Raw genomic sequence first — 22,073 nt, 5'->3', positions numbered from 1 at the left:
AATGCGAAAAATTTGTAAAACAAATTTTTAAAAATATCCTTGTTGTTTTCTTTTTTCCATTGCTGCTTCTGAACGTTTATCATCGATTCTTGCACCTCTTTCTGATATAGATGAATCTCTAATTTCTTCTACAACTTTATTGATGTCTATTGCATCTGATAAAACTGCTGCTGTACAACTCATATCACCTACTGTTCTAAAACGAACCATTCTTTCTACAACTTCTTCTTCTTCATCTCTGTAAACAACTTCATCGTCTGCAGACCAAATCATACCATCTCTTACAAATGTTTTTCTTTTGTGTGCAAAATAAATAGATGGAATTTCGATTTCTTCTTGTTCTATATAAGACCAAACGTCTAATTCTGTCCAGTTTGATATTGGGAAAACACGTACATTCTGACCTAAATCTATCTTACCATTTAGCATATCAAAAACTTCTGGACGTTGATTTTTTTCATCCCACTGACCAAAATCGTCTCTTACAGAAAAGATTCTTTCTTTTGCTCTTGCTTTCTCTTCATCTCTTCTGGCTCCTCCAATACAAGCATCGAAACCAAATTCTTCTATAGCATCTAAAAGTGTTTCTGTTTGCAACATATTTCTACTTGCATACCTACCTGTTTCTTCTTTTACTCTACCAGAATCGATATTATCTTGTACGTTTCTAACAATAAGCTCTACACCTAATTCTTTTGTTAACCTATCTCTAAATTCTATAGTTTCTGGGAAGTTATGACCAGTATCTATATGCATTAAAGGAAATGGAATTTTTGCAGGATAAAATGCTTTTTGTGCCAAACGCACTAAAGTAATACTGTCTTTTCCTCCAGAAAATAATAACACTGGTTTTTCGAACTGCGCAACTACTTCTCTAAAAATATAAATTGCTTCGCTTTCTAAAGCATCTACTTGTATTGTTGTATGACTCATGTCTTATTTTTTATATATGTAAACCACATTCGCGGTTACTTTCTACTTTTGTTGGATCGAAATAAGTGAATTCATTTGGTAAATTCTTTTCTTCTAAATACGCATCTAATTGTTCATCTGACCAGTTGTAAAATGGACTTACTTTTACAATTCCGTCTTTACTTTGAGATACTATATCTATACTATTTCTGAATGCAGTTTGCCCTTTTCTTAAATTTGTAAACCAAACATCTGGTTGATGTTCTTTCATTGCTCTTGAAAATGGCTCTAATTTTACTTGCTCTGTAAAAGTTGCATGTTTAGAATCTTCTATTGATGGCACTCCTAAAACTACATTTCTATGAGAAGCTGTTTGCTTTGGCACATATAATTGAATGTTTAAACTTAATTTTTCAATTATATCTTCTGCGTGTTTATAGGTTTGTACAGTATTATAACCTGTATCGCACCAAATTACTTTTATATCTTTTTTCACTTCTGTTACTGCATTTAAAATTGCAACTTCATAAGGTCTAAAATTAGTAGTAATTACTGCATTTTTTGCTAAAGAAATAGCCCACGAAATAATTTCTGCAGGGCTTTTATCTTTTAATTCTTTGTTTATTTTATCTAAATCTAGGCTCATTATTTTCCCCATTTTATTTTATTCCAAATTCTTTCGTGAAAAAAGTATAAAACTAATTTCGTTAAAAAATCTACGGATGCTATTGATGCTGCTAAGGCTATTTTACCTGTTAAAAAATAAGATACTATTAAGGTATCTAAAGTACCAACAACTCTCCAACTTAATGCTTTTACAATACTTCTTACAGGTTTTTCTGAAGTTACATCTTCTTCGAAACTTTGTTTTGCTATCTTTTTGCTAAAAATCATTTGATCTGCAATCATAAGAATTCATTAATATTAATACCCTATTTGTTTAGTAGGGTATGCAAACATACATCATTTACAAACAAAAAGTCGAGATAAAAACATAAAAATTACTTAAAGCCTACTGAATTAGTAGATTAATAATAAATGAAGCTAATAATTGTGAATATATTATTACTAAAAGGTTGTAGTTGAAAATATTTTACCCTAATTTTTATGAAATATATAGTGTAGGTATCAATGTTCTAAAAAGTTTTACCAAAAGTTAATTGAAGAGGTATTGCTACTCCATCATTTTTAGTGAAAATATTTCCATTAGAATAATGCATAATACGCAACTCTAAATTGTATTTTCTTTCTTTACCAAAAAACACACCAAAACCCATTGTATCTTGATAAGTGCTTTTGGGACCAGTTTCTGTATTATCAATATTACTTTTAGAAATATAAGTTGGTCCAATTATTGAATAATTTGTATAAAAATCATAATCTTTTTTTCTTAACAAATAGAAGCGCAAAACAGGAAAAATTGAAAATGCAAATACATCTGTTTTCCCTCTTGTAGATTGAAAATAAGTAGCACTCACACCCCAATCTAAAGAAAATATTTTTTCTGACCTATAAATTAATCTCTGGTAAGTTAAAGATAAAGCATGCTTTGCTTTTATTTCTCCAACCCAAAAAACAGGAATCCCAAAACTATCAAAATTACCAACTTTCATACTCATGCCAAAAAATTCATTTACACCAAAACCAATGTCTCCAGTACCATAACTCACTTGAAAAATGTTGTTCGGAAAAAAATAATCGTTATTTGAATACTCTTTTGCAATTTTATCATCAACCTGTTGTAAATGATATTCAAAACCTAAAGAAAACTGAGAAATTAATGGTTGATTTTGTTTTTCTGATTTTGGTAAAAAGGTTCCGTTTACAGATAATCGCCATTTGTTGGTTAACTTATATTGTAAGCCAAGACCGTAAATTAAACTTGCATAATGTGCATCATTATAAATAACTTTATCATCTATAGAAAAACCAAATCTGGTTAAATTAGCAATACCAGCTTCTGCATAAAAAGAGGTTTTGTTTGATAAATAAAAATCTTTTTTTAGTGATAGAAACCAAGCATTAATCCATACACTTCTATCATAACCAATATTATTTACATTATCGTATTTAAACCAAGAAGCAGGTCTCATTGTACCAAATTGTGCAGATAAATTGTCAGTTATTTTATCACCTAACATAAACCTACCAGAAAACCAGTTTTTACTAAAGCTATCTGTTTTATAACCATCAATTAAATTATCATTTGAAAAAGGATAAAAAATACCACCTAAATTGACACTATAATAGGAGTTGGCTAAAAAATTAGTGAATTTTGTTCTTTGTTTTTCTTGACTAAAAAGAGAAACTGAAATAAAGAAAATTAGAACTAGAAATCGATTTTTATTTTTCATTTAATTTGTAGCAATTTCATCAAAAATAAAAAAACTAATATTAATTATTGGTTAAATCTGCTAATGTTGTATTTCTAAAAATTTGCAGAGTATTGTCTCTTACTTGAGTCATTAATTTATGAACTGTACAGGTATTTTCATCTGGACAATCGTCACATTTTTCATAAAAATTAAGACTCACACAAGGCACCATTGCAATTGGCCCTTCTAAAATTCTCATAACATCTGTCATTTGAATTTCTGATGACTCTTTAATTAAATAATAACCACCACCTTTTCCTTTTTTAGAACCTAAAAAACCATTTTTACGAAGTGTTAAAAGGATACTTTCTAAAAATTTAAGGGAAATATTTTCACTTTGAGAAATTGTAGCTATAGATACAGGTATTTTATCTTCCTGTTTTGCTAAATAAGTAAGCGCTTTTAACCCGTATTTTGTTTTTTTAGATAGCATATTACAAAACTACATAATTTAATGCAATTACTATACTAAAACACTAGGATAAACTTTAAACCTAAAGTTATAACTAAATACTAATAAGAAAAATTGGTGTTTAGAAAATTTCTTAATTTGTGGTATGAGATTTTTCTAATGCGTAAAAAGTAGCTTGCACATAGTCATCAGCATCACCAGAATTATTTTGGTTATAAACACCTGCCTTAAAATACATATATTGCCCACTTACATTAAACCCACTATCTTTCATATCAACAGTTTTAACAACATCTTCTTTACCTTCTCTAATAATTGTTACAGTTAAACTATCTCCAATAACATTAATTGTGTAACTAAATTTTTCATTAAGTGCAATTCCATCTGAAGGATTAGAAGCACTACTACTTCTAGAACCGATCATTTCGTACCATTGTTCATTTCCATTACCTTCTGTTGGTTCGTGAGCAAAGTAAATTGAGCCCAAAGTATTATTAGCTAATTTTCTATAATAAAGACGAATAGGCTCATCATCATTTGCATGTATTTGCCCTACAATAACACGCCCTTGCTGACTAGAATCTCCTGTAGTAGTTACATAATTTACAGAAAGAGTTGCAGACATTTCTCCATCATAAGCAGCTGCAGCATTTATATCTGCTTGCGGTGCAGAACCAAAAACCCAATTATTTTTATTTACACCTTGTGTACTAATACTTGTATCTGTCCCTCTTAACATTTCTCTCAATTCAACTCTGGTATAACTAGTATTTTCTGATGTTTTAAATCCATCTACTGGACATTTAAAAACCATACCTCCATCTTCTGCTGTATAAAAATAGTTGCTATTTACATACGCACTATTAATTTCACTTACGGTAATTGTTGTTGCTATACCATTACCTTTATCTTCAGGAATACTTAAATTCCAAGTGGATAAATCAAAATTTTCTGATGGTGCTTTATTTGCATCCAACTCACCTGTATTTTCTTCTCTGGCAGCCTGAGTTACTGTTATCGTTTTTGTAAGATTACCACCTTTAACAGTAATGGTTCCTGTTCTTTTTTCGTAGATTGTATTTGATGATACAGTTACTTCTACTATAGCGTTATTGGTTCCATACCTTGGTTCTATTGATATCCAATTCACATCAATCTCTGTAAACCAATACATATTTGCAGTTATGTTTATTGTTTGAGTTTCTTGATACGCAGAAAATTCATTAACTGTAGTTACCTCTAAAATTTCTGTTACCTCTTCTTCTGTTTCGCTAGAACCACAAGCAGAAAAAGACATTAATAAAAAACTAAGAAAAAGTAATCTGTAGGCATTTTTCATAAGACAAATAATAACTTTATAATTGATTTTTTAAAAATACAAAATTGGTTAACCAATTTGTGTTATTTTTAAATAAAATTATTATTTAGCTATATAAAAACCTTATCATAGATGCTTTACTTTGAGAAAAGTAATGTTGTAAATTACTAATTTTCTAAAGCCTGACTTAAATCTCCTATAATATCACTTGCATTTTCTAGACCAACAGAAACTCTTACCAAACCGTTTGTAATACCAACTTCTAATCGATCTTCTTCTGACAAACGCCCATGAGTTGTAGAAGATGGATGTGTAACTATAGTTCTTGTATCGCCTAAATTTGCTGATAATGAACACATTTTTATCTTGTCTAAGAATTTTCTACCGGCTTCAATTCCGCCTTTAATTTCGAAAGCAACAATATTGCCCCCTAATTTCATTTGTTTTTTAGCAGTTTTGTACTGAGGATGAGATTCTAAAAAAGGATATTTCACCAATTCTACATTATTATTTTCTTCTAAAAAAGAGGCAACTTTTAAAGCATTTTCTGAATGTTTTTCTACACGTAAAGACAACGTTTCTAAACTTTTTGATAATACCCAAGCATTAAAAGGAGACATTGCTGGCCCAGTATTTCTAGCAAATAAATAGATTTCACGAATCAAGTCTTCTTTACCTACTGTAACTCCACCTAAAACTCTTCCTTGGCCATCCATTAATTTAGTTGCTGAATGGATTACCAAATCTGCACCAAATTTTATGGGTTGTTGTATATAAGGTGTTGCAAAGCAATTATCAACAATAAAAATTAGATTGTGTTTTTTGGCGATGTTACCTATCAATTCTAAATCTAAAATATCAACAGCAGGATTAGTTGGAGTTTCTATATATAAAATCTTTGTGTTTTCCTTGATTAAACTTTCAACCAAATCTACTTCATCAACCTTAAAATAAGAGGTTTCTATATTCCATTTTGGCAAATATTTGGTAAACATACTGTGTGTAGAACCAAAAACAGATCTACAAGAAACAATATGATCGCCTGCATTTAACAGCGCTGCAAATGACGAAAAAATTGCAGACATACCAGTTGCAAATGCATAACCACTTTCTGCGCCTTCCATAGCCACAACTTTATTTACAAATTCTGTTGTATTCGGATTTGTAAATCTGCTGTATAAATTACGTTGTTTTTCTTCTGCGAAAGAAGCACGCATGTCTTCTGCATCATCAAAAACAAAACTTGATGTTAAATATAAAGGTGTAGAATGTTCAGAAAATTGACTTCTTTCTGTTTGATTTCTAATTGCTTCTGTTTCGAAATGTTTCATTTAGTTGTTAGTTGTTGGTTATTGGTTGTTGGATTTTGGTGCTAACTAACAACCAAAAACCGTCAACCAAAAACTAATTATTATGTTTTGCTAATCTTAATATGTCTCCAAAAACACCTCTTGCTGTTACACTTGCTCCTGCTCCTGCTCCTTGAATTACAATAGGTTGCTCTCCATAAGATTCTGTATAAATTTCAAAAATTGCATCAGAACCTTTTAAAGAACCTAAAGGTGTACTTTTGTCTGTGGAAACTAACTTTACCTCTAAAGTACCTTTATTTTGTGATAAATCTCCACTTAATTCGCCAATATAACGTAAAACGTGATTTGGTTTTTGATTTTCTTTTATAGTTTGATATTCATCATTCAATAAGGCTAATTTCCCTAAGAAATCTTCTGCAGCACCTTCTCTTAAATTTTCGGGAATTAGGTTTTTAATTTTTACTTCATCAAACTCATTTTCTAGCTCTAACTCTCTTGCTAAAATTAATAATTTTCTAGCAACGTCATTTCCTCCTAAATCTTCTCTTGGATCTGGTTCTGTAAATCCTTTATCAATGGCTTCTTGCAAAGTTTCTGAAAAAGAAACATCTTCAGCAGAAAAAGTATTAAAAAGATAACTTAAACTACCTGAAAAAACACCTCTAATTTTAGTGATATTCTCACCAGATTCGTGTAATAAACGAATGGTATCTATTAAAGGTAAACCTGCACCAACATTGGTTTCGTATAAATATTGTTTTTTATATTCTTTTAATTTGGTTCTTACTTCTTTGTAAAAATCAAAAGATAACGTATTGGCAATTTTATTGCAAGAAACCAAATCGAAACCTGATTCTATTAACGGAATATAATTGCTTACAAAATTAACACTTGCTGTATTATCAACCGCAATTAAATTTTCGAAATGATTAGCTTTTGCAAAAGCAATAATATCGCTAACTTTTACATTTTCTTCACCATTTTCTAAAAGATTTTCTTTCCAGTTTTTAGAAACTCCATTTTTATTTAACAACACTTTTTTAGAGTTTGCAACTGCAAAAACATTCAATTGTAATTTACGTCTTTCTAAAACAGATTGTGTATTTTCTATAATTTGATCGATTAATGTTCCACCTACCAAACCTTTACCAAAAATGGCAATGTTTATCTTTTTGGTTACGCCAAAAACCTGACCATGAATTACATTAACAGCTTTATACAATTGCTCTTTTTTAACCACCAAACTCACATTTTTACCTGTAACTGTGTTGTTAAATAAAAGCGGTACAATTTGATTTTTAATTAATGCATTGTATGGATGATGAAATTGACTTAAATCTTGCCCAATAATAGAAATTACAGAAACTTGATCAAAAACTGTTATTTGATTTACATCTTGTGCCTGAAAATCACTTTCAAACTCATCTTTTAATGCATTTACTGCTCGTAAAGTCTTTTCGGCATTTATCACCAAACCAACACCTCTTTCAGATGAACCTTGTGCAATAATATTAACACTAATATCTTCTTTACTTAATGCATTAAAAATACGAGCATCTACACCCACTTTACCTAATAAGCCTCTACCTTCAAAATTAATCATCGCCATATTTTCTATAGTAGAAATGGTTTTAATTCCTTGTGATGCAGAAGTAGATGAAATTAAAGTTCCTTTATCTTTAAGATTAAAAGTATTTAAAATTCTAAGGTTGATATTTTTTTCTATTAACGGAATAATTGTTTTAGCATGTAACAAATTTGTACCAAAAGTAGCTAGCTCATTAGCTTCATTAAAAGACAATTGATCTATTTTTTTAGCATCTGCAACTAATTTTGGATCAGCAGTATAAATACCACTTACGTGCGTATAATTTTGAAGTTCATCTGCATCTAAATAATTTGCTAATAAAGCTGCAGTATAATTACTTCCATTTCTACCTAAAGTCGTTGTTTCTCCTTTTTTGTTTGATGAAATAAAACCTGTAACAATGTTAATTGTAGATTTATTTTCTTTAAAATATTGAATTACATTTTCTTTTGAAACTGCTTGAATTGGTTGTGCATTACCAAAATTTTCATCAGTAATTATTAACGATCTTGCATCAACAGGATTTACAGAAATAGATTCTTTTTCTAATAAACTAGCCACTAATTTTACTGATAATAATTCACCTTGTGCTAAAACTTCATCTTTAATTTTCTGGCTATAATCACCCAACAAAGAAACACCTTCAAAAATGGTTTCTAACTTAGAAAATTCTTGAGAAAAATCAACTGCCTTATTAGGTTCTTGTTGATATTCTTTAAATGCTAAAAATTTAGGTTTATATTCCTTTTTTGCAGCTGCATTTTGTAAAATAGCTTCTAAATCGTTTGTTGAATTTCCTCTAGCAGAAGCAACAATCGTAATTTTATCTCCGCTTTTATATTTATTAACTATAATTTCTATAGCATTTTGTAAGCCTTTTCCATTCCCTAAAGATTTACCTCCAAACTTTAAAACTTTCATCTTCTTTTCTCTATAATCTTTATTAAAAATTGGTTCTATAATTTTTTGTAGTTGATCATATTCCATTAAAAATGCATCATGACCATGAACTGAATTTATCTCATTATAAGTAACATTGTCTTTTGTTAACGCTATTTTTTTATGCGTTTCTCTATTTTCTTCTGCTGTAAAAAACAAATCAGAATCTACACCTATAATGTGAATATTAGCATCTATCTTATCTAAAATTTCATCAGATTTTACACCGCCTTTTGTTACATCTATCGTTTTTAATAATTGATTCATTAATTTATAAGACGATAATTGATAACGTTCTTGTAAAGATTTACCATGATGTAATAACCAACTTTCTACATCAAAAATATCTGAATCTTCTTTTTTAGATCGATGAAAACGTTCTTTAAAAGACTCTGGAGTTCTATAACACAACATAGCATGCATACGTGCATCATGCACAGGATTACTAGAATTTACCAAAAATTGCTCTTGAATTTGACAGTTTGCAATTAACCAATCTGTAGATTTCCAATCTGTAGCAATTGGTAAAAAATGTTGCGTTAATTTATTACTTAACACCATCATTTCCCAAGCAATTCCACCACCTAAAGAACCACCAATTAAAGCAAATAATTGCTTAATTTTTAAAACGGATAATCCTTGTAAAAAAAGTTTTGCAATATCTCTAGCAATAAAATCTTTGTAATTATCTATCAGAAACTCATCAAAACCATTACCAGGAATATTAAAAGATAATACTGTATAAACAGTTGTATCAATGGCTTTTTCTTTACCTACAATGTCTTTCCACCAACCATTTTTACCACCAACTTCGCTATTACCTGTTAATGCATGATTGATTAAAACCACAGGAGCTGTACCCAATTCTTTACCAAAAACTTGATAACTTAAATTTAATTCAGGAATAAGTACACCAGCTTCTGTGGTAAAATCTTTTATTTTAATATGTTCTAATGGATGTGTCAAATCTTTTATAATTAATACCTACAAGATTTTAGAAACCTTGCAGGTTATACAAGTTATATTTCTGAAAAAGCCGCTTTTAAATCTGCTTTTAAATCTTCTAAATCTTCAATACCAACAGACAAACGAATTAAATCTTGAGAAACACCAGCACTTTCTTGCTGAGCTTCATCTAACTGTTGATGTGTTGTACTTGCTGGATGAATAATCAAGGATTTAGTATCTCCAATATTTGCTAATAAAGAGAAAACTTTTGTTTTATCTGCAATTGTTTTTGCAGCTTCAAAACCCCCTTTATGACCAAAAGTTACAATTCCACTTTGTCCTTTTGGTAAATATTTTTTAGCCAAACCATTGTATTTGCTACTTTCTAAACCAGGATAATTAACCCAAGCCACTTCTTCTTGTGCTTCTAACCAAGTTGCTAAAGCCAATGCATTTTCTGAATGTTGTTTAATTCTAACTGATAAAGTTTCTAAACCTTGAATAATATTAAATGCATTTGTAGGACTTAAAGCACCACCAAAATCGCGTAATCCTTCTAAAATTAATTTAAATGTATAAGAGGCAGCACCTAAAACTTCGTGATATTTTAACCCATGATAACCTGCAGAAGGTTCTGTAAATTCTGGGAATTTTCCATTGGCCCAGTTAAAAGTTCCTGCATCAATTATTGCACCACCTAATGATGTTCCTTGACCACCAATATATTTTGTTAAAGAGTGAATTACAATATTTGCTCCGTGTTTAATAGGATTTAATAACGCTGGTGTAGCCACAGTGTTATCAACAATAAAAGGAACTTCTGCAGTTTTAGAATGTTCAGCAATTGCTTCTAAATCTAAAACATCTAACTTCGGATTTCCTAAAGACTCTACAAAAAATGCTCTTGTATTTTCTTGAACAGCATTCTTAAAATTATCAGGATTAGAAGCATCAACAAAAGTAGTTGTAATTCCGAATCTTGGTAAAGTAACACTTAATAAATTATAAGTTCCACCATACAAACTACTAGAAGCCACAATATGATCTCCAGCTTTTAATAAAGTTAACAAACCTGTTGAAATCGCTGCTGTTCCTGATGCAAAAACCACTGCTCCAATTCCGCCTTCTACAGCTGCTAAACGATCTTGTAAAATTTGATTTGTTGGGTTGTTTAATCGCGTGTAAATAAAACCTAATTCTTTTAATGAAAAAAGATTAGCTGCATGTTCTGAATTATTAAAAACATAAGATGATGTTTGATAAATAGGCACAGCTCTTGTGCCTCCATTTGCTTTTACATCATGACCTGCGTGCAACGCATTTGTTGCTAATTTTTGAGTACTCATTTTTCTATTTTTTTTGAGTTAATAAATGATTAAAACAAAAGTTGAATGCATCAAAATTTTTTGATGTACTTACTAGAAAAATGTTATTAAGAATTTTACAAATACACAGATGTGTAATTGTTTTTGGGTTATCTATCCAATTTCTGATAAATGAATCTGAAATTAAGTAGAATTTAGCACCTTCTTTTCCTCACGAAAAGGGTTGCTAAGGCTTCAACGGGTCTAATCCCTTCACCTTTCTTGATAACATTTCAATAAGTTATTGAACTTTGTGAGTACAAATATTGCAATAGAAAAATTTAATATCCAAGTAAAATGCAAATTATTTTATATTATTTAACAAATTGATAGTATTTTACGAATTAACCCTAAAAAAGAATATTTTTTTTATATAAATGCAATTATTTATAAGAATGATGTAAATTTGCATTTCAATACAGAGGAAAAATTTGAACTGATTGCAACCTCTTAAAAAAAATGCTAAAGCAGTAATTACCTACTTCTTTTAGCGACAAAGCAATCATTTATTATTATAATTTATTTAAAATACATATAAATTTATGTCGTATTTATTTACATCAGAAAGTGTTTCAGAAGGGCATCCAGACAAAGTTGCAGATCAAATATCTGACGCTTTAATAGATAACTTTTTAGCTTTTGACAAAGAAAGTAAAGTGGCTTGCGAAACTTTAGTAACAACAGGTCAAGTAGTTTTAGCTGGTGAAGTTAAATCTAAAACCTATTTAGATGTTCAAAAAATTGCAAGAGATGTAATCAACAAAATTGGTTACACAAAAGGCGAATATATGTTTGATGGAAATTCTTGTGGAGTTTTATCTGCAATTCACGAACAATCACCAGATATAAACCAAGGTGTAGACAGGTCTAGCCCAGAAGAACAAGGTGCAGGAGATCAAGGAATGATGTTTGGTTACGCTACAGACGAAACCGAAAACTATATGCCTTTGGCTTTAGAATTGTCTCACAGGTTATTAAAAGAATTGGCTGAAATACGAAGAGAAAATTCAGACATTACTTATTTAAGACCAGATGCAAAAAGTCAGGTAACTATAGAGTATTCTGATGATAACGTTCCACAAAGAATTGATGCCATTGTAATTTCTACTCAACATGATGATTTTGATCCTTCAGAAGAAATAATGTTATCAAAAATCAAAAAAGACATTGTTGAAATTTTAATACCAAGAGTTATTGCAAAATTACCTGCTCATATTCAAAAATTATTTACTGATGATATTACGTATCACATAAATCCTACTGGAGTATTTGTTATTGGTGGGCCACATGGAGATACTGGCTTAACAGGTCGTAAAATTATTGTAGATACTTATGGTGGAAAAGGCGCTCATGGAGGAGGGGCATTTTCTGGAAAAGACCCAAGTAAAGTAGATAGATCTGGAGCTTATGCAACAAGGCATATTGCTAAAAACTTAGTTGCTGCTGGCGTTTGTAAAGAAGTTTTGGTTCAGGTTTCTTATGCTATTGGTGTAGCAAAACCAACAAGTATAAATGTAGAAACTTACGGTACTTCTAATATTAATTTAACAGATGGAGAAATCAGTAAAAAAGTAGCTTCTATTTTTGACATGCGTCCTTATTTTATTGAGCAACGTTTAAAATTAAGAACACCTATTTATTCAGAAACTGCTGCTTATGGACATATGGGAAGAACATCAGAAGTAAAAACAGTTACTTTTTCAAATCCTATGGGAGAAACTGTTTCTGAAGAAGTAGAAACTTTTACTTGGGAAAAACTAGATTATGTTGACACAATAAAAGAAGCTTTTAATTTATAAGTTTTACTACTATTTAGAACAATTATAAAGACCCTTTAAAACAAAGTTTTAGAGGGTTTTCTCTTTTATTCCTTTAACAAAAATTTAAGGTTTAGGTTTTTATAGTTTGCGTAATTTCGAAAACAATTCAAATCACACATTATGACAAAAAAAATATTTTCGAGAGTACTTCTTTTTGCTCTTGTTTTAGGGTTCTCTGCAAATGCTGAAGCTCAAATTTTTAAGAAGAAAAAAAAGAAAGAAGAGCCTAAAAAAGTTGCTCCGAAACCAAAACCTAAAAAAGGTGCAATTCAGCCTTATGCTAAAGTTGTTACCAAAGAACACAAAACAGACGAAGGTTTATTTAAAGTTCATCAAAAAGACAACACTTACTTATTCGAAATTCCTGATTCTCTTTTAAAAAGAGAAATGTTAATGGTAACAAGAATAGCTAAAACTGCAACCGGAATTGGTTTTGGTGGTGGAAAAACAAATACCCAAGTTTTACGTTGGGAAAAGAAACAAAAACAAATTTTATTAAGAGTTGTTTCTCATAATATTGTTGCAGACACTATTTTACCTGTGCATGAAGCTGTTGTAAACTCTAACTTAGAACCTATTCTATTTGCTTTTCCTATTAAAGCATTTAGCAAAGATTCTACAGCAACTGTAATCGATGCAACTTCTTTATTTTCTACAGATGTAAAACCTCTTGGTTTCCCAGGGTTTTACAGAAAATTTTACCAAGCTACAAGATTAGACAACACTCGTTCTTATATTGATAGAGTAAGTAGTTATCCTCAAAATATAGAAGTAAGACACGTAAAAACTTATTTTGCTAACAAAGCTCCTTCTAACAGTTCTTTAGGGTCTATAACTTTAGAAATGAGTAACTCTATGGTATTATTACCAAAAGTACCTATGAAACGTCGTTATTTTGATGAAAGAGTTGGTTGGTTTGCACGTGGACAAACAGATTATGGTTTAGATGCACAAAAAAGTAAAACTGTTGCTTATTTAGATAGATATCGTTTAGAAGTTAAAGATGAAGATATTGAGAAATTTAAAAGAGGTGAATTAGTTGAACCTAAAAAACAAATTATTTATTATGTAGATAGAGCTACACCAGAAGAATGGGTTCCATATATTATACAAGGTGTAAATGATTGGCAAGTTGCTTTTGAAGCTGCAGGTTTTAAAAATGCAATTATTGCAAAAAGAGCACCTACTAAAGAAGAAGACCCAGAATATAGCCCAGAAGATGTTCGTTATTCTGTAATTAGATATTTAGCTTCACCTATACCAAATGCAAATGGACCTCACGTAAGTGATCCACGTTCTGGAGAAATTTTAGAATCTGATATTAACTGGTATCATAATGTAATGACTTTATTACACGACTGGTTTTTTATTCAAACTGCAGCAATCAATCCTGATGCAAGAAGTAATAATTTTAAGACAGAAACAATGGGTGAGTTAATTAAATTTGTTTCATCACATGAATTAGGGCATACTTTAGGTTTACCACATAATATGGGTAGTTCATCTGCTTTCCCTGTAGATTCTTTACGTTCTGCATCATTTACAAAAAAATATGGAACTGCACCATCAATTATGGATTATGCTCGTTTTAACTATGTTGCACAACCAGAAGATAAAGATGTTGCATTAATGCCAAACATTGGTGTGTATGATAAATATGCCATTTCTTGGGGTTATAGACCAATTTTAGATAAAACTGCAAAAGAAGAAAAACCAATTTTAGATTCTTGGATATTAAAACATGCTGGAGACCCAATGTATAGATTTGGGCATCAGCAAGCAGGTGGTGTTGTAGATCCTAGTTCTCAAACAGAAGACTTAGGTGATGATGCAATGAAAGCTTCTATGTACGGAATTAAGAATTTACAGAGAATTTTACCAAGATTAGAAGAGTGGACATCTGAAAAAGGTGAAAACTACGAAAATCTATCTACTATGTATGGCCAAGTTTTAAGTCAGTTTAATAGATATATGGGACACGTTTCTGCTAATATTGGTGGTGTTTACGAACATTACAAAACTACAGACCAAGAAGGTGCAGTGTATACTCATGTAGATAAAGCGATTCAAAAAGAAGCTTTAAAATTTGTAGTTGATGAATTGTTTAAAACTCCTACTTGGATGTTAGACGAAAATATTTTTAGCAAAACTGAATTTTCTGGTTCTGTAGAAAGAGTTCGTGGATTACAAGCTAGAACTTTAAACAATATTTTAGACGCTGGTAGAATGGCTAGAATGATAGAAAACGAAACCTTAAACGGTTCTTCTAAAGCTTATACACTTGTAAATATGATGAGTGATGTAAGAAAAGGCGTTTGGTCTGAAATTTATTCTGGAGCATCTATAGATACTTACAGAAGAAATTTACAAAGAGCACATTTAGATAGATTAGATTATTTATTGAATAAAGCACAAGATCAAAGAGGTACTAACAGTGGTTACAGAAAAAGATCTGGAATTACTATAAACCAATCTGATGTAAAATCTGTAGCAAGAGGTGAGTTAAAACGTATTCAGAGAGATGCTAAAAAAGCAGCTTATTCTGGTAATACTTTAAGACGTTACCACTTACAAGATGTGATTGATAGAATTGATATGATTTTAGAACCTAAATAATCATGTTCAAAATATAATTTAAAGACCTCGCAAATTGCGAGGTTTTTTTGTTTAAAAACAATTAATATTATTAAAATAATGATGAATAGGTTTCTAATAAAATGCAATTAACAAATGTATTTTTATCTTTGATAAGTAAAAACAAGAAATTTTATATAAAACTCTTTAAATTTAATCAACTTACATAAATCACAATTTGAACGAATTCCCTAAGAACATTAAGTTTAAATACAACTGGAGAAAATATCAAAAACGGGTACTTAATGAATTACAAGAACATTTAACTGACCAACATTTACACGTAATTGCACCTCCTGGTTCTGGTAAAACAATTTTAGGTTTAGAAGTAGCATTAAGACTTAATAAACCTGTTTTAATTCTTGTACCAACAATTGCTATTCAAAATCAATGGATACAACGTTTTTGCGAGCTTTTTTTACAAACAAATTCAACGCCAAACTGGATTTCTAGAAATATTAGAAATCCTGAATTTATGACTGTAGTTACCTACCAAGGCTTACATTCTGCTTGTAATGACTTTAACTCTAAAGAAAAACAAATTGAAGAAGAGGAAGAGTTTGTAGCAAATAATGAAGTTATTAATGCCTTAAAAACTAAAAATATAAAAACTATTATTGTTGATGAAGCTCATCATTTAAAAAACGAATGGTGGAAAACATTAACAAAAGTAAAGGAACAGTTAAAACCTGTAATTGTTGGCTTAACTGCAACACCTCCTTATGATGTAACTTATAATGAATGGAATAGATATATTGAATTAAATGGCCCTGTTGACTCTGAAATTTCAGTACCTGAATTGATAATTGAAGGTAATTTATGCCCACATCAAGATTATGTTCATTTTACTTTACCTACAGACGAAGAGCACAAAATTATTATAGAATTTAGAGAAAATATAAAAAAAGTATTCAACGAAATAAAACAAGATGTAATAATTATAAAAGCTATTGAACAACACCCAATTTGGATAGAGCCTACCAAACATTTAAATTGGATTTATAAAAATCTTTCTTTCTATTCTGCTTGCTTAATTTTTCTTTATGCTAACAAAAAAGAGATTCCTAAAATACATCTTGAAATTATTGGTGATTCTAAAATTAAAATCCCAGAACTTGACTATAATTGGCTAGAAACACTTCTAGATTTCTATTTATTTCAAGATGAAAAACATTTTATACCATTTGAAGAACATCAAAAAATAATTTTAAATAAATTAAAGAGAAAAGGTGCTATCGAAAAAAAACGCATTAACCTATCTCATAATAATCTTATTACAAACTCTTTAAAATCTAGTATAAGTAAACTTAATGGAATTCAAAAAATTGTAGATTTTGAACACGAACAACTTGGTAAAAACTTACGTATGGTTATTCTTTCTGATTACATACGTAAGGAGTTTTTTGTTAATGCTGATGAAAACAATTTAGAGTTAACTAAAATTGGAATTATTCCGATTTTTGAAAAATTAAGAAGAGAAAACCGTAACAATAAAAGAATAGGAGTATTAACTGGTTCTATAATCATTATTCCTAAAACAGCTTTTAAGGCTTTTAAAACGTTGGCTTATCAATATGGAATTACCAAAATAAACTCTTCTCAAGTCCCTTATGATGATAATTATATTTCAATTCATCAATCATCACAAATAAAAAATGATATTATTAATATAGTAACTGAAATTTTTAAAAATGGGGAAATTGAAATTTTAATAGGCACAAAATCCTTATTAGGTGAAGGTTGGGATGCTCCTGCAATTAATACTTTAATTCTAGCAAGTTTTGTTGGTTCTTTTGTTTTATCAAACCAAATGCGTGGTAGAGCAATTAGAACGCAGAAAGATAATTTAAAGAAAACTAGCAATATTTGGCATTTAGCAACTATAGACCAAACATCAGAAAATGGTGGAGATGATTTAGACATACTTAAAAGACGTTTTAAAAGTTTTGTTGGTGTTTCTTTTAAAGAAGAACCAAGTATAGAAAATGGAATTGGACGTTTAAACTTACCAAATAACATTACTTTTAAAGAAGCAATAGAAAAAGAAAACTCAAAAATGTTTTTATTTTCTAAGGATAGAAAATCTCTTAAAAGAAGATGGGATACTGCTCTAGAATCTGGTATTACTCTTATAGAAGAAATAAAAATTCCTTTTTCTGAGAAAAAAGAATATCGAGCCGTAAAATCGATGTATTTAAATAAAACCATAGCAAATCTTATTGCGACCTTAAGTTCTAGTCTTATAGGTTTTACGCAAACAAGCTTAGATCTTTTGAATCGAATTTCTAGACATTTTAATTCTGTAGAACAGTATTACAATTTTCTTATTGCCTTGGGAATTGTTGGTGTAATAATTTACGGAAGGTTTTCATTTGTTACTCTTCATCTTTATATTAAATACAGAGATATCTCTAAAGACATTCAAAAAATTGGTGATGCTTTACTACATTCTTTAATTAAAGCTGAGTTATTGCATACAAATAATTCAGAACTAAAAGTAGAAACTACTATAGACAAATGGGGAGCTGTTTATTGTCATTTAGAAGGAGGTACTACATTTGAAAAATCAATTTTTATAAACGCTCTTCACGAAATTGTGGTTCCAATAGAAAATCCAAGATATGTTATTATCAGAAAAAACAAATTTATGTTATTCTTTAACCAAAAAGATTATCATTCAGTACCAGAAATATTAGGCAGAAATAAAAAATTAGCTCAGTATTTTGAAAATCAATGGAAAAAACTAGTTGGTAATTGTTCCCTAATTTTTACGAGAACAATAGAAGGTAGAAAATCTTTACTTGCATTTAGAATAAAAGCTTTATCCTCACAGTTTCAAGATAAAGTAGATCATGTAAATAAATGGAGATAGTATTTTCTTATTTCCCTAAAATTTTAGTAAAATTTGGTTTAAAGTAATTAGGCCCTTTTAAAACCTTACCATCTTCTCTGTAAATTGGCTGTCCATCTTCGCCTAATTTACTCATGTTAGAACGTTGAATTTCATTAAAAACTTCTTCGATTTTATCTTGCATACCATGTTCTATAATTGTGCCACATAAAATATACAGCATATCTCCTAAAGCGTCTGCAACTTCAACTAAATCATTGTTTTTTGCTGCTTCTAAATATTCTTCATTTTCTTCTTTCATCAACTCAAAACGTAGTTTTTTTCTATCATTAGAAATATCTACAGTTGGCTTATTCTGAATATTTAATTTAAACGCTGTGTGAAATTCGTGAACTGCTGCTATTTTGTTTTTCATTTAGTCTACTTTTATTTGTAATTTTGCAAACACAAGATATAGAAACTTTATAATAATTTAAAGAGTTTTATATTGGATTAATTTAAAACTTATTAAGAATAAAGATGATGTTTATAAATGCTTATTTTACTACTGGAAGAATAATTTTTATCGTCTTTTTTGTTTTAATTTTCGGTACCTTAATATTTATTAGCTACAAGAAAGATATTAAAAACCATGAGCGTTATTATAAAAATGCTGGTAAAAAAGTAGCAATTTACGGTGGATTGATTATTGCTGTTTTTATAGCTATTCGTATTATTTTTGGTAATTAATTCTAATTTCTATAAATACTTCTAGGATAATCAGACATTCTAATCTCTTCTTTTTTAAGTTCTGTTAAAGCATTTTTGGCAATCCAAATAGCAGATTTACTTTTCGTTTTTAAAAGTTCTTCAGCAATTTTTATGGCTTCTTTTTTTAAATCGATATTTCTTTTACCTATATTTCTTAAAGCCCAATTAACTGCCTTTTTAACATACAGTCTTTCATCTGTTGATGCTTTTTTTATCAACTTAAAAAACTGACTAAAAAGTTCATTTTCAGATTTTTTATCTGCCATACAGTATGCAGCCATAATTGCAAATGCAGCTCTTTTCTCGAACTCTTTTTCCCTATCTGACCATTCTAATATTTTGGTTAAAGCTAAATCACTTTTCGCAAAAACTCCCATAGAAAAGCTATCACAAACTTCCCAATTTTCGAAAGTTCTTACCCATTTTTCCATCAAGTTTTCTGTTAAACCTTTTGGATTAAATATTTTACTACACAATATTCTTGCTTCATAAATTTCGCTATCAAATAATTCAATAGCCAACTGATTATCTTTACCAATTTGTTTAGCAATTAATCTCAAATCTTTATGATAAATTCCTAAAGAATTGTTAGAAATAATACCAAATTTTTGTTCTTTAAAAAGCACTTTATCTTGATTCTCTAATTCGTAAAGCTTTTCTATTATTTCTTCGTAAGTCAAATTCAATTATTAATTTTTCTAATATTTTTAAGTCTATTCCATGCTGTTTTATAAAATGCCATATAAAACACAAAACAACCAATATATAAAATAGAATAAACTTATACCACTTAGTGTATTGTGGTTTGTTTAAAAAAACAAAAACTATTTCTGGCCATTTCCAACTCCCAAAAGCAGTACTTTCTATTTCTAAAATAACAACAAAAAAACAGTTGTAATCTGTTTTAATTCTGGTTTAAGGATTTGTAAAACCTTAATTAATTTGGATATTTAAAACAATCTGTTGTATGATCATTTACCATACCAACAGCTTGCATATAAGCATACATTATGGTTGAACCCGTAAATTTGAAACCACGTTTTTTTAGGTCTTTAGAAATTTTATCAGATATAGGAGTTGTAGCTGGTACATCTTCCTTTTTATGAAACTCATTTAGAATTGGTTTTCCATCAACATAACTCCAAATAAATTTAGAAAAAGAACCAAATTCATTTTGAATATCCATAAACAATTGTGCATTAGAAATAGCACTTCTTATTTTTAATTTGTTTCTAATAATACCTGCATCTTGCATTAATTCATTAAACTTACTTTCTGAATATATGGCTATTTTTTTATAATCGAAATTATCAAAAGCTTTTCTAAAATTTTCTCTTTTATTTAAAATCGTAATCCAACTTACACCTGCTTGAAAAGTTTCTAAAATTAAAAACTCAAACAAAGTTTCATCATCAAAAACAGGTTCTCCCCACTCAAAATCATGATAATCTTGATACAACTTACTGTCTATTACCCAAAAACATCTATGTTTCATCTAGTTGATTTTAACTTAAAAAAAAAAATTAAAGATTTAAAAATAATACAATTTGGAATAACTTTTGAGCATTTATTTCTGTTTACTCATTAAAAAGATGTTTTTACTCATTCTTGTTTTTCTTTACAAACAATCTAATCTACTTTTGAATAAGATTAAATGGATGTATTATCCGTTTTTAACAAAAAACCTATATAAATTTAATATATTTAGATATTATGAAAACTTTAAAACAAATACTAGTATTATTCGCTGTTGGTGTCTTTTTTTGGGCCTGTGGATCATCACCCATAAATAAAACACTAACAAAAAAAGAAGAACCAGTTGTTATTGCAAATGACAGCTTAGAGTACGAAATTACAATTATTGATATTGGTTTTAATAACTTTTTAAATTCTGTTGCAAAACCAGAAGGTTTTTATTCGCAACAATATTTAGAAGCTAGAAATAAAATATGGGTAGTTACCTGGAACCAAAGAGCAAATAATCCTAGACAATTTAATGCGAGCATCTACGAAAATATTATTGATTACCAGGCATTTGTAGATTATGGCTATGAAGTAAATTATAAACTATTCAATTACTTTTTATTTGCACAACAAAAATATAAAATGAATTTAGGTGGGGGTTTTAGACCCAATAGAATTAATTAAATTTTTTCGAAACGTAAGAAACTAAAATCATACTTGTGTTTTTCGTCTGCTTTAAAATCTTCTTGTTTTACTACTTGCCAAACATCAGCATCAATTTCAGGAAAAAAAGCATCTGCTTCAAATTCATGATGTACTTTAGTTATATCTAAAGCATCAACTAAATTATTTTTCATGGCATAATTATACACTTGTGCACCACCAATAATAAAAATTTCAGGTTTGTCTTGTACTAATTCTAAAGCTTCTTCTACACTATTAGCAATTAAACATCCGTCTTTTATATAATCTTTATTTCTGGTAATAATTACTGTAGTTCTGTTTGGTAAAGGTTTACCTATAGATTCAAAAGTATTTCTACCCATTAAAATGGGATGACCAGAAGTTACTTTTTTAAACCTTTTTAAATCTGCAGGTAAATGCCAAATTAAGTCATTATCTTTTCCTAAAGCATTATTTTCTGCAATTGCAGCTATTATTGTTACCATATAATCCTCTTCATTTTACACAAAAATAACAGAAATGTTCATTTAAATTGATGTTTTAGGTTAATTTTAAACTATCTTTTGCTTACACGAATACGTTTTAGTAGTAAAAACCCTGAAAATCAAGTAAAAAGAACACCCCTCATTTTTATATAAACAATAATTAAGATATATAATTATTTTGAATTATCAATATTTTGTATGCTGTTATTATTAAAC

Annotated in this window: 18 protein-coding genes and 1 riboswitch; of the genes, 5 read left to right on the top strand and 13 right to left on the bottom strand. The window is 29.3% G+C overall.

All coding sequences use genetic code 11. The features are described from left to right. Nucleotides 1–27: 27 nt before the first annotated feature. The 9 genes from cysD to ACJJVK_RS08270 form a co-directional block, all read right to left on the bottom strand. Entirely contained in the window at nt 28–933 is a 906-nt protein-coding gene (gene cysD, locus ACJJVK_RS08310) for a sulfate adenylyltransferase subunit CysD (protein WP_215993599.1), read from the bottom strand. Between the two features lie 10 nt (nt 934–943). Beyond that, a complete protein-coding gene (locus ACJJVK_RS08305) occupies nt 944–1,558 on the bottom strand; it encodes a phosphoadenosine phosphosulfate reductase family protein (RefSeq protein WP_405565058.1) in 615 nt (204 codons plus the stop codon). Further along, entirely contained in the window at nt 1,558–1,821 is a 264-nt protein-coding gene (locus ACJJVK_RS08300; protein WP_215993601.1) for a DUF2061 domain-containing protein, read from the bottom strand. Before ACJJVK_RS08300 ends, ACJJVK_RS08305 begins: the two co-directional genes overlap by 1 nt. Nucleotides 1,822–2,048: 227 nt before the next feature. Next, nucleotides 2,049–3,266 carry an acyloxyacyl hydrolase gene (locus ACJJVK_RS08295; protein ID WP_405565055.1) on the bottom strand — a complete coding sequence of 406 codons (1,218 nt, stop codon included), beginning with the start codon at nt 3,264–3,266 and terminating at the stop codon, nt 2,049–2,051. Between the two features lie 40 nt (nt 3,267–3,306). Further along, nucleotides 3,307–3,720: an Rrf2 family transcriptional regulator gene (locus ACJJVK_RS08290; RefSeq protein ID WP_215993602.1), complete on the bottom strand. Its 414-nt coding sequence runs from the start codon at nt 3,718–3,720 to the stop codon at nt 3,307–3,309. A 112-nt stretch (nt 3,721–3,832) separates the two neighbouring features. After that, entirely contained in the window at nt 3,833–5,038 is a 1,206-nt protein-coding gene (locus ACJJVK_RS08285; protein WP_405565052.1) for a polysaccharide lyase family 7 protein, read from the bottom strand. A 146-nt stretch (nt 5,039–5,184) separates the two neighbouring features. Beyond that, nucleotides 5,185–6,348, bottom strand: a complete 1,164-nt coding sequence (locus tag ACJJVK_RS08280; RefSeq protein WP_405565050.1) for a trans-sulfuration enzyme family protein — start codon at nt 6,346–6,348, stop codon at nt 5,185–5,187. 73 nt (nt 6,349–6,421) lie between these two features. After that, nucleotides 6,422–9,823: a bifunctional aspartate kinase/homoserine dehydrogenase I gene (thrA, locus tag ACJJVK_RS08275; RefSeq protein ID WP_405565048.1), complete on the bottom strand. Its 3,402-nt coding sequence runs from the start codon at nt 9,821–9,823 to the stop codon at nt 6,422–6,424. 53 nt (nt 9,824–9,876) lie between these two features. Further along, nucleotides 9,877–11,151 carry an O-acetylhomoserine aminocarboxypropyltransferase/cysteine synthase family protein gene (locus ACJJVK_RS08270; protein WP_405565045.1) on the bottom strand — a complete coding sequence of 425 codons (1,275 nt, stop codon included), beginning with the start codon at nt 11,149–11,151 and terminating at the stop codon, nt 9,877–9,879. Between the two features lie 125 nt (nt 11,152–11,276). Beyond that, a riboswitch (SAM riboswitch) is annotated at nt 11,277–11,401 on the bottom strand. Nucleotides 11,402–11,711: 310 nt separating this feature from the next. On the opposite strand from ACJJVK_RS08270, the gene metK reads away from it, so the two are divergent. From metK to ACJJVK_RS08255, 3 genes are all read left to right on the top strand, one after another. After that, nucleotides 11,712–12,968 carry a methionine adenosyltransferase gene (metK, locus tag ACJJVK_RS08265; protein ID WP_215993606.1) on the top strand — a complete coding sequence of 419 codons (1,257 nt, stop codon included), beginning with the start codon at nt 11,712–11,714 and terminating at the stop codon, nt 12,966–12,968. Between the two features lie 141 nt (nt 12,969–13,109). Continuing rightward, complete coding sequence (locus ACJJVK_RS08260; RefSeq protein WP_405565042.1) at nt 13,110–15,605, top strand: zinc-dependent metalloprotease; 2,496 nt, start codon at nt 13,110–13,112, stop codon at nt 15,603–15,605. Nucleotides 15,606–15,801: 196 nt separating this feature from the next. Next, a complete protein-coding gene (locus ACJJVK_RS08255) occupies nt 15,802–18,495 on the top strand; it encodes a DEAD/DEAH box helicase family protein (protein ID WP_405565039.1) in 2,694 nt (897 codons plus the stop codon). A gap of 7 nt (nt 18,496–18,502) precedes the next feature. Here the strand turns inward: ACJJVK_RS08255 and ACJJVK_RS08250 are convergent, their stop codons facing one another. Beyond that, nucleotides 18,503–18,889, bottom strand: a complete 387-nt coding sequence (locus ACJJVK_RS08250) for a hypothetical protein (protein ID WP_405565036.1) — start codon at nt 18,887–18,889, stop codon at nt 18,503–18,505. Between the two features lie 104 nt (nt 18,890–18,993). Between ACJJVK_RS08250 and ACJJVK_RS08245 the strand changes: the two genes are divergently transcribed. Next, nucleotides 18,994–19,203 carry a hypothetical protein gene (locus ACJJVK_RS08245; RefSeq protein WP_252726777.1) on the top strand — a complete coding sequence of 70 codons (210 nt, stop codon included), beginning with the start codon at nt 18,994–18,996 and terminating at the stop codon, nt 19,201–19,203. Nucleotides 19,204–19,205: 2 nt separating this feature from the next. Here ACJJVK_RS08245 and ACJJVK_RS08240 read toward each other — a convergent pair whose 3' ends face one another. Further along, nucleotides 19,206–19,910 (bottom strand): DNA alkylation repair protein, encoded by a 705-nt coding sequence (locus tag ACJJVK_RS08240; RefSeq protein WP_405565034.1) that lies wholly within the window; start codon nt 19,908–19,910, stop codon nt 19,206–19,208. 251 nt (nt 19,911–20,161) lie between these two features. Further along, nucleotides 20,162–20,719, bottom strand: coding sequence for a DNA-3-methyladenine glycosylase I (locus ACJJVK_RS08235; protein ID WP_405565031.1), 558 nt, complete (start codon nt 20,717–20,719; stop codon nt 20,162–20,164). A 218-nt stretch (nt 20,720–20,937) separates the two neighbouring features. On the opposite strand from ACJJVK_RS08235, the gene ACJJVK_RS08230 reads away from it, so the two are divergent. Further along, entirely contained in the window at nt 20,938–21,372 is a 435-nt protein-coding gene (locus tag ACJJVK_RS08230; RefSeq protein WP_405565029.1) for a DUF6146 family protein, read from the top strand. On the opposite strand, the gene ACJJVK_RS08225 is transcribed toward ACJJVK_RS08230, so the two are convergent. Next, on the bottom strand, nt 21,369–21,857 hold the full coding sequence (locus ACJJVK_RS08225) for a dihydrofolate reductase (protein WP_405565028.1): 489 nt from the start codon (nt 21,855–21,857) through the stop codon (nt 21,369–21,371). The two genes, ACJJVK_RS08230 and ACJJVK_RS08225, sit on opposite strands and share 4 nt — an antisense overlap. Nucleotides 21,858–22,073 lie beyond the last annotated feature (216 nt).

This window comes from Polaribacter sp. Asnod6-C07 (assembly GCF_045063625.1).
GTDB lineage: Bacteria > Bacteroidota > Bacteroidia > Flavobacteriales > Flavobacteriaceae > Polaribacter > Polaribacter vadi_A.
The sequence above is the reverse complement of the archived record's forward strand: the minus strand, read 5'-3'. Positions and strand labels throughout refer to the sequence as shown.

Bases quoted from the DNA above. Each gene is read 5' to 3' on its own strand.
- metK (WP_215993606.1), top strand. From the start codon at position 11,712: ATGTCGTATTTATTTACATCAGAAAGTGTTTCAGAAGGGCATCCAGAC.
- ACJJVK_RS08245 (WP_252726777.1), top strand. From the start codon at position 18,994: ATGATGTTTATAAATGCTTATTTTACTACTGGAAGAATAATTTTTATC.
- cysD (WP_215993599.1), bottom strand. From the start codon at position 933: ATGAGTCATACAACAATACAAGTAGATGCTTTAGAAAGCGAAGCAATT.
- ACJJVK_RS08225 (WP_405565028.1), bottom strand. From the start codon at position 21,857: ATGGTAACAATAATAGCTGCAATTGCAGAAAATAATGCTTTAGGAAAA.
- ACJJVK_RS08295 (WP_405565055.1), bottom strand. From the start codon at position 3,266: ATGAAAAATAAAAATCGATTTCTAGTTCTAATTTTCTTTATTTCAGTT.
- ACJJVK_RS08235 (WP_405565031.1), bottom strand. From the start codon at position 20,719: ATGAAACATAGATGTTTTTGGGTAATAGACAGTAAGTTGTATCAAGAT.
- ACJJVK_RS08260 (WP_405565042.1), top strand. From the start codon at position 13,110: ATGACAAAAAAAATATTTTCGAGAGTACTTCTTTTTGCTCTTGTTTTA.
- ACJJVK_RS08230 (WP_405565029.1), top strand. From the start codon at position 20,938: ATGAAAACTTTAAAACAAATACTAGTATTATTCGCTGTTGGTGTCTTT.
- ACJJVK_RS08305 (WP_405565058.1), bottom strand. From the start codon at position 1,558: ATGAGCCTAGATTTAGATAAAATAAACAAAGAATTAAAAGATAAAAGC.
- ACJJVK_RS08285 (WP_405565052.1), bottom strand. From the start codon at position 5,038: ATGAAAAATGCCTACAGATTACTTTTTCTTAGTTTTTTATTAATGTCT.
- ACJJVK_RS08280 (WP_405565050.1), bottom strand. From the start codon at position 6,348: ATGAAACATTTCGAAACAGAAGCAATTAGAAATCAAACAGAAAGAAGT.
- ACJJVK_RS08290 (WP_215993602.1), bottom strand. From the start codon at position 3,720: ATGCTATCTAAAAAAACAAAATACGGGTTAAAAGCGCTTACTTATTTA.
- ACJJVK_RS08250 (WP_405565036.1), bottom strand. From the start codon at position 18,889: ATGAAAAACAAAATAGCAGCAGTTCACGAATTTCACACAGCGTTTAAA.
- ACJJVK_RS08270 (WP_405565045.1), bottom strand. From the start codon at position 11,151: ATGAGTACTCAAAAATTAGCAACAAATGCGTTGCACGCAGGTCATGAT.
- ACJJVK_RS08300 (WP_215993601.1), bottom strand. From the start codon at position 1,821: ATGATTGCAGATCAAATGATTTTTAGCAAAAAGATAGCAAAACAAAGT.